Here is a 12885-nt window from a genome sequence, read left to right as displayed (position 1 = left end):
ACTTTTATTGGGAATAGAAACAAAAAAACTTCCTTGACAAACTCCGCCAGCCCCCTTATCATAACAGTGAAGCTATTGTATTTGCTTTCGCCAATCTGCAGATTAAAAGGTAAGGATTACTTAATGTATCGGCGTCTTATATTCAATTTTTTGCAGTATATAGGTACTGTATGTCTTTACAAAACTTCATCTACATCTAGATTTTTATCTAAATAAGCTGAACGCGCTTATAAAGCGTTACAAGACATCAAAAAATGCCAATACTCGACAGAGATAGTAAAAGACTAGCTAACTCGGGGATTCTTTGTCTTTTTTTCTGCTTAGTAAATTTCTTAAACATTTGCAGCGTAGGTTAGTTGCAATTAAAAGCAGCTAAATCTTGCTTGTCAAGCGTTTAAAACATAAAAAACGCCAATATTTTAAAGCAGATAATAACCCCAGGGCTTCTTTTGCCTTTTTTTTTATTTGGTAAATTTCTTAATATTTATGGCTAAACGACAACCGTCATCCCGCTACGTGTTAGCGGGATCTAGAGATACCGTGACGGTATGACGGTTCGCGCGGTGGCATGACCTCGTCATCCCGCTACGTGTTAGCGGGATCTATGCTTTGAGATACCGCGAATGAATCGCGGTATGACGGTGTAGATGATGGTTAAGTAATTCGTCATCCCGCTACGTGTTAGCGGGATCTAGAGATACCGCGAATGAATCGCGGTATGACGGTTCGCGGTGGCGTGACGATAAGCTCGTCATCCCGCTACTTGTTAGCGGGATCTGGAGATACCGTGACGGTATGATGAGGGAGAACAGTTAGCGGATGAGATACCGCGAATGAATCGCGGTATGACGGTTCGCGGTGGCATGATGTAGGACTGCTGTGACACCATTATAGAGTGAACCAGTGTCAGCTACTTGCATAGAAAATGTTTATGACTAATTTTTAGATCAAACATGGAATTTCGACAAACTTAACTTTTTTGTGAGACTGTTCAACAATAATAAATAAATTGAGAGGAAAGGTTACGGCAATGGAAAAGAAAAAGTTTTTTGAAATAATAAATGAGGTAAGCAAGAGTGAAGGTTTAAATGAGAATAATTTACTTGAAAGAATAGGAAGTGAGCTAAAAGATGCAGACTCAATAGTATATAGCACTTATAACAATTTGAAGATAGATAAGATGTTCAGTATATTAGATTCAGACAAAATTGTAAATTATATGTTGGTACATCTTGCTGTGGAATGTAACAGTGTACCAATAGTAAAACTCCTACTAGCAAAGGAAGCAAAAGTTAATGAACCAATATATGAACTTGATGAAGCTAAGTCTAAGCTAACTGCTTTGCACATTGCTGCTTTGCATGGTCATCAAGAGATAGCTCAGCTTTTATTGAACAATAACGCAAATCCTTCACTAAAAGATAGTCAAGGCCGAACTCCAAGGGATATTGTCGGTGATGTAAAAGGTAAAAAGGCTATAATAAAAATGTTAGAGGAAGGAGAACAACGTTATGCTGAGACAAGAGCTACGAGAAGACAACCTTATAGACAAGGCACTTTACCGCAGCCTAATAATAAAACTCCAGGAGATTCAGCTATGGGCGGAAATAAAATAACTGCTGCAGTGCAAGCATGGAACGCAAGAGATCAGAAAGAGAACAACGGAATTACACCAAACAGCAGAAAAATCTATGTACAAGATGAGGATGAACAGACTTCTTCAAACTCAATCACTAATGAAAACAATATAAACAAAGTAGATGATACATTAGAAAGAGAACTGGCTAAAAGAGATGCTGTGGCGCAAAAGTTGCAAGAGGCAGAACAAAGACTTGCCAATAATCAGAAGCGCATAGAACATAATGACTTGCACAGTCAACATCCAGAGCAGTATACTACATATAATGGGGAACAGACCTTTTTAAATAAAAGTAGTAGTGACGACAGTGGAATATGTTTTGATGGAGATGGATCTGAAGCTTTAGGCCAATCTATATTAGAAAATGGAGAAGACATTGATGCACAAGATAAAGATGGCGTGACCCCTTTACATTGGGCTGTTGCAGATAACAATAAAGAATTAGCAAAACTTTTGATAAAACATGGAGCAGATGTTGATGCACGAAATAGAGATAAACATACCCCTTTACATTATGCTGCTGTGCATGGTTATGTAGAGATTGCAAAGTATCTAATAGATAATGGAGCAAATGTTAATGCACAAGATCAAGATGAACATATCCCTTTATACTTTTCTGTTACAAATGACAATAAAGAATTAGCAAAACTTTTGATAAAATATGGAGCAGATCGCTCATTGATAAAGGATGAAGACCTAATAGATAGACTAAACAGTATGTGTGATCAGCCATCTGAGGTTGTACCTAGTACCTTTTCTCATTCCAAAACACACAACGCAACGGAAACTCCAGAAAAAGCAGAAAAGGTTGAAAAACGTAAAGCTAAGTTAAAAGAATTACGTACTCAGCTAAAGGATGAGCAGAAAAAGAATGAATTGCTAAAACAAAAAATACAAGATCTAGAAAGTAAAAACACAACGCTTAATAGTGAATTAGAAAAAACAAAAACTAAAACAGACGAAGTACCATTAGAAAAAGCGCAAAAGGAACTAACAGAATTGAAAAGTTATATCACTGGACATGGAGCTAGGCTGGACACACTGGAGAAACTCAATGAAGAGAATGAATCACTAAGACAAGAAATAAAAAATCTAAAAAATGAAAACACAACACTTAAGGGTGAATTAGAAAAAACAAAAACTAAAAAAAACGAAGTACCATTAGAAAAAGCGCAAAAGGAACTAACAGAATTGAGAAATTGTGTCACTGAACATGAGACTAAATTGGAAGTACTGGAGAAACTCAATGAAGAGAATGAATCACTAGAACAAAAAATACAAGATCTAGAAAGTAAAAATACAACACTTAATAGCGAATTAGAAGAAAACGAAAATAAGCATTCTAAAACAAAAGTGTTGTTAGAAAAAGCGCAAAAGGAACTAGCAGAATCAAAAAGTTGCATAGTTGGACATGAGACTAAGTTGAAACAATTCAATAAAGAGAATGAATCACTAACACAAAAAATAAAAAGTCTGGAGAATGAAAACACACCACTTGAGGGTGAACTGGGCAAAACTAAAACAAATGAAGTGTCACTAGAAAAAGTAGGAAAAAGACAATTTTCCCCAAAAGTTGCCTACGCGAGCCTTGCAGCTATGTTAGCAGTAGGTGCTGCTCTTAGTATTGCTTCCGGATTGTCTGTTCTATTAATAGTTGCAGCTTCTGTGGTATCTGCACTGATAGCCGGTGGCATTACATACACAATATCAAAACCCATCGCTCCTGACACTGAATTGAAAGAAGTGAATATTCAAGGTTCAGCACAACGGTGTTTGTAAAACTTAGCACCTACATCTGTACGAACATTGCAGTTTGCAGGTGGCAGATGCAAGTAGCTGCACTGGAATCTATAACTAACCCAATAAAGGTTTCCCAGCAGTCCTACGTCATACCGCCGCGAACCGTCATACCGTCACGGTATCTCTTAGCATAGATCCCGCTAACAAGCAGCGGGATGACGAATTTGTTGTTTTTCAAATTGTAGGTAAACCTAAGCCACTTTAGCTATAGTAAAAAGTATTTGCAAGTTACACAGTAGTGTGAATTTTTTACTTCGGTAGTTTTTCATTGTCATTATAATCATAATAGTAGTTGAGTTTAATTGATATGAAAACTTTTACGAAAAATTTTAAAAATAACGAAAAAAAGCTAGAGGAGTTTAATAAGGAAATTGAAGATATAACAACTATAGCTCAAGATAAATTTGCACATGAACTTGAGAACATCGCATATGACAGTGTGCAGAAATTTCGCAGTCTGCTTGCTAAAGAGTTAAACTCCACCTTCAATAATATTCATTCTCAAAATGTCAATCTACTAAAATCTAGCCTAGTTGAATATGCTATAAGTTCAAATTTTATCAACAAAAAAGGAGAAACAGCTTTAATACGTTCTCTTCTTAATATATTCATACGATAAAGCACTCAGAGTTGTTGCTGCGCCAATCTAACTTAATGTTGCATGCAAGCTGCATAGCTAAAGTAAGTAAGATTTGCCCCATGCTATCACGAGGTAAACCTTACTTATTCTAGCTATATCAAAAAGGAGGGTTATTATGTCAATAAGATCTACTTCACCAAGAATATCTGTGCAACGTAAATCTAAGCCTGAATCTTTTCCAGTTACTTTAGAAGAGGTTAAATCTTTTTTACGTATTGAGAACAACCAGGATGATAAGTTGATTTCAGATCTAATTTTTATGGCAACTGATTATGCTGAGTGGCATATGGAAAAGTCACTAGTAAAGCAAACATGGCAAGTTTCATATGAAGATTATGTACCTCGTAGGATCTATTTAAGCTATGGCCCTGTGAGTAAGATAGTATTGGCTACTGCAATGATGTCTAAAAATCAAGAGAAGAGAACACTTAAGTATTATTTTAGTGATGTAGGGGGCTACGTTGAGTTTTTCAATTGTTTGAATGCAATAAGAGTTGATGTTGTATACGAGGCTGGCTATGACAATGTTCCTGAGCAGATAAAACTAGGTATTATGCGGCATGTTTCTGCTCTTTACAAAAATCGTGAATCGGAGGTAAGTAGCCATTTATCTGAAGTGAAGAAGGTATATTCTCCGTTTCGCGAACCAAAGGTTGTGTTGTAGCTCTTTCTTGTCATCCAAACTGGGCTACTACGTCATACCGTTACGGATAGATCCCGCTAACAAGCAGCGGGATGACGAGGTATAAACCTTATCGTCATACCGCGATTCATTCGCGGTATCTCTTAACATAGATCCCGCTAACAAGTAGCGGGATGACAGCAGTCCTACGTCATACCGCGATTCATTCGCGGTATCTCTTAGCATAGATCCCGCTAACAAGTAGCGGGATGACGAGTTTGTATCGGGAAATGCTGCTTATGTTTTAGCTATATATCTTTACGAGGATTCATTATGGAAAAAATTCAAGCTATAAATGAGTTGTACAATAGCATTTATGCAGCACTAAAGGCAAATTCTGATTTAAGAAAATATGTTACTAACATTTATGACTACTTACCTAAACAGGTCACCATTCCTTACCTGAGATTGCGCGCAGTGAATTATAGCAACCTGCATATGCTGTCCAATTTTGCTACAAAGGCAAGATTTTCATGCGACATATATACTTATCATATAGACAGTATGTTTGCCATTATAAGGCATATTAACTTGATACTTAAGAGCATTGAAGGTTTTAGTAGTGAGGTCATTTTAGAAAGTAATTGTGCTATGGATCAGCACGATGAAATTTTACATTCAACAATTAATTTTGATATTTTAATAAAAGGAGGTGATAATGAGCAAATTACAGCTAAAAATTAAAGATCATGACAATAATTTTATTGTGTTAAATAATATACGAAACCTAAGGTTTACTTTGCGTAATAACAGAGAAGAGGTAAAAGATATTTCTTCTTTTGGCTGGAGAAAAGTATTGGATTCTGCTGGAAGCAGACATATTACGATAAAAATTAATGGAATTTTAGACTCTGTATTAGCTGATGAATTATTACGTAATTCTGCTATGCTAAACTCTAATAATGATTATGAAATTAGTTTTAAGGCTAAGGAAAAGATAAGGCTTAGGTGTTCAGTTGAACTGTATGAGAGGTATTATGACCCCGCTGCTTTTGACAGTTTTACTGTAATTTTAGCGAGTGCTGAAGTTGTAAACGCTTTTCATTAATGTTAATTTAATTTTTTCATATACAATAGTAACTGGTGAGAATTTTAACTAAATTAAAAAAAATCATGAACGACAAAGACCTTTTCGAGGAAGACGGTGATAATATTGAAGAAAATAACGATGATAAAAGAGAGAGAAGTTTAGAAAATGAAAATCAGCAAAATCAAGAAGAACAACACAAAGAGGAAGATAAGCAATACATAATACAGTATATTCAAGACTATTTGAAAGTTTTTGAGGATATTCTAAATCAGATCGACGAAGGAATTGATAATTTAGATAGTTACGAAAGGACTATGCAAATAAAGCGAAGCATAGACAGGCTCATAGAGACTTTATATAGTCAGGCTGCGTCTGAAGATATTGATGCAGAATTTGAAACCACAAAGCATACTCGCGATAAATCAGAATCTATGAAAAGAGTTAGAGAGAAAAGAAGGAAGCAAGCGATAGAAGAAGTATTAAGTAGCATGTTTGCCCAGCAACAAAAGGAGCTAATGAACGCTAAACACTTAAGTCATGGACATGAAACAGCACATGATGATGAAGCAAAGAAACGAGTGAAGTCTTCAATCAGGGGAGTGTTGTTTTCGGTGATTGCTCATAGGATGGATCCAAGAAGGAGGGCAGGGGAAACTGCTGACGATAACGAAAAGCAAGCTCATATACATGGCAGGGAAGCAGTTGGTGGAGCTTTAGGTGCATTGTTAAAAACGTTTTTAACAGCGGTTGCTGCTATTGTGCATGAAATTGCTAAACCACTTCAGAAACAGGAAACATCTTTTGCAAAACAAGTTGAAGAAAGCAGAAACGCAGATTCACAAAAGGGTCGATCTGTGTAGATTTCTCCTTGTAATAATCTTTCGATTCTACTGTCTGTTAATTCAAATTAGGGTTATAAAATTTTAGAAGCCAGCTCTTATATAACCAATTTATAGCAAGAAATTACGATACAAAAATCAGCGTCCGTTAGAAAATAAACATAACACAGGGTGATAGAGTTGCCCCTATCCATAAGCGTCAGTTAAGCTCAAAATTGTAAGCTTAAAATATGGTTGAATAATTATTAATAATAGTATATAATTATTAACGTTTTTCAGGCATTTTTGTTATGGGTGCGCCAAGTAAGCGTTTAGAATACAATTGGTGAAAATCCAACTGACCTTACCCAGAAAAAGTGGAGAGAAAGTGTGGAATGTTTTTTACAAAAAGAATGATGCATCAAATTGTTCTGGAATGCAATAGTTAATAGTGACGTTGTTTGTTATAAAAAATTTCTATGTATTCAAATATTGCAGTTCTAGTTTGTTGAGCAGAGTGTTGTGAAGTATCAATAAGTATTTCTCTTTTCAATGAGCTAAAGAAGCTTTCTGCAACAGAATTGTCGTAACAACAGCCTTTATTACTCATCTATATTCTTTACAGCTAAGAGATATTGATACCCTTGCGCAGTATATTGTGAACCTTGGTCACTGTGCAGCAGTAGATTTTTAACAGGTTTACGCCTATTAATGGCCATTAATAAAGAGTTCATAACCAATTGTTTATTTATTGCACTACTCATTAACTACCATACGTGAGAATTATTGCTGCCAAATATAGCCATCCCTCCTTGGTTTTGATGTAAGTAATCCCATACTTTATTTGGTTGATCAACAATAAAGTTTTGATCTAGTATATTGGGAGCTACAGCTCTATTATCTGTTTGTTGTTTTTTAATTTTAAACTTTCTTCTCAGTATAGCCCTGATGTCATTTTTCTGCATAATACTTTGCACCGTTTTCAAATTGCAACTTTTACCCAAAGCCTTCAATTCAGCATAAATTTTAGGAGCTCCATATCTACATTTAGAAACTTGATATATTTTTTGAATAGCTTCTAGTAGCTCTTTATTTGCTGATTCTCTACTGCTTATTTTTCTTGTAGTCCACTTATAGTAGCCACTAGCAGAAAATCCTACATAATTCCTGTACTTTATAGCAGTTACTATATAAAAAAATATTTTACTCTTTTTGACTGGCCAGGGCTTTTTTTTAAATGTCTCTTTCCCTTGTTACTCTTGCTTTGTAAATCAAACCTCTCTTTGTCGTAAGGAGCCATGTTACCTCTACCTGGAAATGCATCTGCTGCCGACTTTTTTTCGTTGTGTTTCTTTATCCATTTTCCTAATAAACCACCCTTTATTCCTAAATCTCTTGCTATTTTTGTAATTGTTTGACCTGCCTTTCTTTGTTCATTTGCCAGTTTAACAGCTTCCAATTTGAATTCTGCTGTATATTCTCTTACCATTTCTAATCCTCCAAAATTTTATTTTACCCGAAAAAACTCCTTTCTTTCTCTCCACTTTTTCTGGGTAAGGTCAGTTTACTGGCCTCTCCATGAGTGAGATTGAAAAATTAAGTGGAAATCTGTGAACGGTTACCTTGGATGACAGAAAAGAGTGTTGGAAGGAGGCAATATTAAAAACTTAATTTCAGTCCAGCCAAGAACACATAACCAGAGTTGTTATTTTCTATTTTAGGCTCTTTTGTACTAAACTTTACAATATCGAAATAGTATGAAGTACCTAAAAAAAGAGAATTTTCAAGACTTAAAGCATATGATGTTAACTCGTTTGTACCTTCGCCTGCAATATCCCTACCACTACTAAAATATGTTAAGCTCGATTTGTAAGAATCAGAACGGTAAGCGATACCTGCATTCATATAATACGTATTATTTGTTTCAGGATTACGCTTCTCACCAGATTTACCACCATTACCATACGAAAAAATGCAATCAAGATCGAACAATTTTAGCTTCAAACCAAAATTCCAGTGTAGTAATTGATTGCGGCATTCATAATTTTTAGAAGTCCCATCTGAGCAATCAGTTAAATTTTCTCTTGCAAATTCACCAGTTAAGGCAGTAGTAAAACCTATATCATCTGACAAGCTGTTTTTATAGGAAAGGCCAGCAGCAATTAAATTGCTGTACTGTAAGTTATTTTTTCCTGGAACATAACTGAATCCGAGTTGAAAGTTATAGATTTCAGGGGAGATGTAGTTAATTGATGATTGTTTTAACCCTAGTTCGAGTTCATTATAATCGCTATAAATATTGGGCTTGACCCAGAACACCTTGTCTTGATCATATCCAGGGTCACCATCTTTTTTATGATCACCGCGCAAATTTGCATAGTTTGTCCAATGACCATTTACTCCTCCAGCAGCTGCATAAATTTTTGAAGTGTTAATTAACATGCTCTGACCAACTAAACTTCTTTTACCATATTCAATTGATCCAAGTTCCTGGTTTTTTATGATAAAATACCATTCCTCCATGTCTAACTTTTCTATGTCTAACGCTTTTAGGTTTGCAATACCAGAAACCCCTGCCTTAACATTAACCCCCATTTGAGTATTTGGATAAACTTGCTGTAAATAAAGAAAGCGCAAGTATGAATAACTTGAAGTTTTATCCTTAGGCTTAGCATTGAAAGAATCTCTGTTGAAGGCGTAGCCGAATCTCAAATCTATTTTTCCGTCTAGTTCTGCATAAAATATTTCCTTATCCAAAATTGTTTTAGAGCTAGCACTATTCTGCAAAAACAATGATGAAAGCAGTGCTACCAGGTAGTACTTTAACTTCATAAATAACCTTAAATCTTTATAAAAATTTAAGTTTAAACTCAATATAAATAAAAAACAACTTTTCAGAAGGCACCGCTGGTAGATTTTGCTGCCTGTTTTTGAGCTATATTCCCATAAATTATTGATACACTTGGTAATTTTTGCATTAATAACTGCTTATTAATGGCAGAATGTATACGATTAATTATTTTAGATGTACTTTTTACATCGCAGTTAATCAAAACAAAAAGCACTTTATTCTCATCAATATACCCTAGAAAATCATCACTACGGCAATTTTTATAAAAATGTTCTATGACAACTTTCAGTGCATCATTTGTCTCGCTACAGCTACTATTTAAGCCAATTATTCCTATAGCTGCATTAATTTGATGTTGAAAGGCGAAATTCAATATAAGGTATAACTCTAAAATAGTGGACTCATTGCCCGGTATATCGAATAAGTCATGGTTTTTATATTTCTTACCCATTAGATATTCATCTCTAAAGATTCCTAATTTATGGGACAAACTGATATCACGTATTAACAGCTCATAATTTATTTTATTACTGGCAAATTGTGCAGTGCGGAAAACTTTTACTTTTGTCCTGATATCTTCTCCTTTAGCATCAGTTAAGGAAAAATCTATCACTTTAGGTAATATATCAAGTAAATCGTGCCCATTTTCGGTATACTCTAAATAATTCTTCATGTCGTCAGCTGCTCTTGCACTTAAAATATTGATTAACGGCTTATTAAGTAAATTCCCTTCCTCGTATTTTAACAAATTCCTTGCGGCTTGATTGAGCCCTAAAATTAACACGTTTTTTTTCTTATTATCCTGACAAACAGATACCACAGCATCATCTTTTCTTCTTGCAGTTATGAAATCATCCATACTTTCATTCTATACAGCGTATTTATAAGTATAATAAGATTATATTAAGATTTACTTACTTATTGATATGCTTAATTAGGTATAGACAAAATGTCATACGGGATGGCTTTGTTGTAGAAGAATCAAGATTACTGTTTATAGACTTCAAGTTACTGCAAAAAATATTTTAAAACATAGTGATATCTTGACTTTACCTAGTTAATATTCCAAATTATAAAAAAACAGATAGTTCTATGACGACAAGTCTATTACAAGGCAAAAAGGGATTAATAACCGGAATAATAAATAAGAGATCGATAGCATGCGGTATAGCAAAAGCTCTCTCAGAGCACGGGGCAGAACTTGCAATCACCTACCAGAACGAAATAATAAAAGAAAAATTATTACCAATAGCAGATGAATTAAATGTGGAGCTAATACTACACTGTGACGTTTCAAATGAAAAAATCGTAGATAACGCTTTTGAAATAATAGAGAAAAAATGGGGTACTCTTGACTTTTTGGTGCATGCAATAGCATTCTCCGATAAAAATGAGTTAGATGGTAAATATGTCAATACTTCACTGAATAACTTCCTCAATGCAATGCATATATCGTGCTATTCTTTCACTGCTTTAGCACAAAGAGCTGAAAAAATGATGTCAGGTGGTGGTAGTTTGCTTACTTTATCTTATTATGGCGCTGAAAAAGTTATGCCAAATTATAACGTTATGGGTTTATGTAAAGCAGCACTTGAAGCAAGTGTAAAATATATAGCATGTGATCTCGGGCCACAAAATATCAGAGTAAATGCAATTTCCGCTGGTCCAATCAGAACTTTAGCATCTTCTGGAATAAGCGATTTTCACTTCATATCAGAATGGAATAGAAATAATTCTCCGCTCAGACGCAATGTTACAATAGAGGATGTTGGCAAGGCAGCGCTATACTTATTAAGCGATTTAAGTAGTGGCACTACTGGAGAAATTTTGCACGTTGATTCAGGATATAACGTTGTGGGAATGAAGGTAGTTGACTAACAAAGCACTAGTTCCTTCGGGTTCATACACAACTCTATCAGGAGTTTTGTGACTGTGATTGCAGAAAACATCGAACATAAAATTCCTATTGATAAAGTGACAGAAAAGCCTCTAATTGCTCCACTGCCAATAATGAACATTATTCCTGCAGCAATTAATGTAGTGATATTTGAATCCAGTATTGTCTTTATAGCGTTTTTAAACCCTTCTTCAATAGCACGTTCCACTCTCTTGCCAGATTTTATTTCCTCACGAATTCGCTCAAATATTAAAACATTTGCATCCACCGCCATACCGACAGTGAGTGCAATACCGGCAATTCCAGGTAAAGTTAGAGTTGCTTCAAGCAGAGTGAGAATTGATAATATAAGAATTACATTAGAAAAAAGCGCAACAGAGGCCAATACACCTAATTTACCGTAAGTGATGATTATAAATAAAGCCACGGCTATAATAGAGATTGTTGCTGCCATTTCCCCTGCCTTTATTGATTCTTCTCCAAGACTTGGGCCAATGTTTTTTTCTTCAATTATTTTAAGTGGTGCTGGCAGTGCTCCAGATTTTAAAAGTATTGCAAGTTCGCTTGCTTGTTTTTCAGTAAAATTACCGCTAATTTCTCCCTCTCCATTTAAAATTGGCTCACGTATTGTAGGTACTGTTAAGACTGTGTTATCCAGAACAATTGCAAAAGGTTTTCCCACATTTTCTTTAGTGATTTTTGCGAATCTTTTACTCGCTATGCTGTCAAATTTAAAATGCACTGTTGGTTTACCTAAGTGACCAAATCTAACTGATGCGTTAACCAGCGAATCACCACCTATTTCAGTTTTGCGGAATATTGGATAAGAATTACCTAAAGAATCCTTGAGCATGACAGTGGTTTCATGGTCTATATCCTGCACCTTGGCTATGTTAGTGTTTGCCAAATGAAAAGCTAGCTTAGCAGTTTTGCCAAGCAGAGATTTTATCTGCTTGGTATCTTCTACTCCAGGCACCTGCACTAATATTTTATTCTGCCCTTGTTTTTGAACGCTGACTTCCTTTGTGCCAAGTTTGTCCAAACGGCGCTGGACATTGTTTATTGATTCTGCAGCTACTTCACTGATCAAAGAATTTTTATGATGGGGTTTATACGAAATGAGAATCGAAGAATCTTTTCTATTTAGCTCTAAATTTGGATTTATCGCATTAATCAACACAGATGCTTTTTTATAATCATCAATATTATTTAAAGTTATAACGCTATTTTGTACGTTAGATTTAATATTTTTTGTTAGCAATGTCTCTTTTATTTCGTTAGCTAGCATGCTTAGCTTTTCCTTAAAATAGAAGTCTAAGTCTATGTTTAAAAGCAAAGATGCCCCTCCTTTCAGGTCAAGGCCTAAGTTTATTCTTTTTTTCGAAATAAAAAGCTTATTATCAAAGAAATTTGGCAGTGTTATGTATAAAGCAAATAAACAGATGCATAATACTGAAAAAGATTTGACTATAAGTCTGTTATACATAAGTTGTATGTTTAAAATTGTAATAATTGATTGTAAGTTAAA

Annotated in this window: 14 protein-coding genes; 7 read left to right on the top strand and 7 right to left on the bottom strand. The window is 34.9% G+C overall.

Translation table 11 applies throughout. The annotated features are described in order from the left end of the window. Positions 1 to 1030: 1030 nt before the first annotated feature. From ABWU32_RS02910 to ABWU32_RS02885, 6 genes are all read left to right on the top strand, one after another. The gene (locus tag ABWU32_RS02910) at positions 1031 to 3418 is read left to right on the top strand and encodes an ankyrin repeat domain-containing protein (RefSeq protein ID WP_353278785.1); all 2388 of its coding nucleotides are present in this window, start codon (positions 1031 to 1033) and stop codon (positions 3416 to 3418) included. Between the two features lie 328 nt (positions 3419 to 3746). After that, positions 3747 to 4058: a hypothetical protein gene (locus tag ABWU32_RS02905; protein WP_015588824.1), complete on the top strand. Its 312-nt coding sequence runs from the start codon at positions 3747 to 3749 to the stop codon at positions 4056 to 4058. Between the two features lie 136 nt (positions 4059 to 4194). Beyond that, positions 4195 to 4743 (top strand): head-tail connector protein, encoded by a 549-nt coding sequence (locus tag ABWU32_RS02900; protein WP_015588823.1) that lies wholly within the window; start codon positions 4195 to 4197, stop codon positions 4741 to 4743. A gap of 291 nt (positions 4744 to 5034) precedes the next feature. Beyond that, positions 5035 to 5445 (top strand): DUF3168 domain-containing protein, encoded by a 411-nt coding sequence (locus ABWU32_RS02895; protein WP_015588822.1) that lies wholly within the window; start codon positions 5035 to 5037, stop codon positions 5443 to 5445. Beyond that, complete coding sequence (locus ABWU32_RS02890) at positions 5420 to 5809, top strand: phage tail tube protein (RefSeq protein WP_174516995.1); 390 nt, start codon at positions 5420 to 5422, stop codon at positions 5807 to 5809. The genes ABWU32_RS02895 and ABWU32_RS02890 overlap by 26 nt, the downstream gene beginning before the upstream one ends. Positions 5810 to 5874: 65 nt before the next feature. Beyond that, positions 5875 to 6651 carry a hypothetical protein gene (locus tag ABWU32_RS02885; protein WP_141456786.1) on the top strand — a complete coding sequence of 259 codons (777 nt, stop codon included), beginning with the start codon at positions 5875 to 5877 and terminating at the stop codon, positions 6649 to 6651. Positions 6652 to 7054: 403 nt separating this feature from the next. Here the strand turns inward: ABWU32_RS02885 and ABWU32_RS02880 are convergent, their stop codons facing one another. The 6 genes from ABWU32_RS02880 to ABWU32_RS02860 all read right to left on the bottom strand — a co-directional run bounded on the left by ABWU32_RS02880 (position 7055) and on the right by ABWU32_RS02860 (position 10319). After that, the gene (locus ABWU32_RS02880) at positions 7055 to 7219 is read right to left on the bottom strand and encodes an IS3 family transposase (RefSeq protein ID WP_010082072.1); all 165 of its coding nucleotides are present in this window, start codon (positions 7217 to 7219) and stop codon (positions 7055 to 7057) included. After that, positions 7212 to 7373: a DDE-type integrase/transposase/recombinase gene (locus ABWU32_RS07940; RefSeq protein ID WP_010082071.1), complete on the bottom strand. Its 162-nt coding sequence runs from the start codon at positions 7371 to 7373 to the stop codon at positions 7212 to 7214. The genes ABWU32_RS02880 and ABWU32_RS07940 overlap by 8 nt, the downstream gene beginning before the upstream one ends. Before the next feature lie 3 nt (positions 7374 to 7376). Next, positions 7377 to 7724 carry an IS3 family transposase gene (locus ABWU32_RS02875; protein WP_081600752.1) on the bottom strand — a complete coding sequence of 116 codons (348 nt, stop codon included), beginning with the start codon at positions 7722 to 7724 and terminating at the stop codon, positions 7377 to 7379. 71 nt (positions 7725 to 7795) lie between these two features. Then, entirely contained in the window at positions 7796 to 8098 is a 303-nt protein-coding gene (locus tag ABWU32_RS02870; RefSeq protein WP_081600753.1) for a transposase, read from the bottom strand. A 170-nt stretch (positions 8099 to 8268) separates the two neighbouring features. After that, a complete protein-coding gene (locus tag ABWU32_RS02865; protein ID WP_141456814.1) occupies positions 8269 to 9441 on the bottom strand; it encodes a porin in 1173 nt (390 codons plus the stop codon). A 62-nt stretch (positions 9442 to 9503) separates the two neighbouring features. Then, positions 9504 to 10319: a hypothetical protein gene (locus tag ABWU32_RS02860; RefSeq protein ID WP_015588853.1), complete on the bottom strand. Its 816-nt coding sequence runs from the start codon at positions 10317 to 10319 to the stop codon at positions 9504 to 9506. A 233-nt stretch (positions 10320 to 10552) separates the two neighbouring features. Between ABWU32_RS02860 and ABWU32_RS02855 the strand changes: the two genes are divergently transcribed. After that, a complete protein-coding gene (locus ABWU32_RS02855; protein WP_015588852.1) occupies positions 10553 to 11338 on the top strand; it encodes an enoyl-ACP reductase in 786 nt (261 codons plus the stop codon). Here ABWU32_RS02855 and secD read toward each other — a convergent pair. Next, a complete protein-coding gene (secD, locus tag ABWU32_RS02850; protein ID WP_353278782.1) occupies positions 11335 to 12843 on the bottom strand; it encodes a protein translocase subunit SecD in 1509 nt (502 codons plus the stop codon). The two genes, ABWU32_RS02855 and secD, sit on opposite strands and share 4 nt — an antisense overlap. Positions 12844 to 12885: the final 42 nt, after the last annotated feature.

This window comes from Wolbachia endosymbiont (group A) of Udea olivalis (assembly GCF_964028365.1).
Lineage (GTDB): Bacteria > Pseudomonadota > Alphaproteobacteria > Rickettsiales > Anaplasmataceae > Wolbachia > Wolbachia pipientis.
The sequence above is the reverse complement of the archived record's forward strand: the minus strand, read 5'-3'. Positions and strand labels throughout refer to the sequence as shown.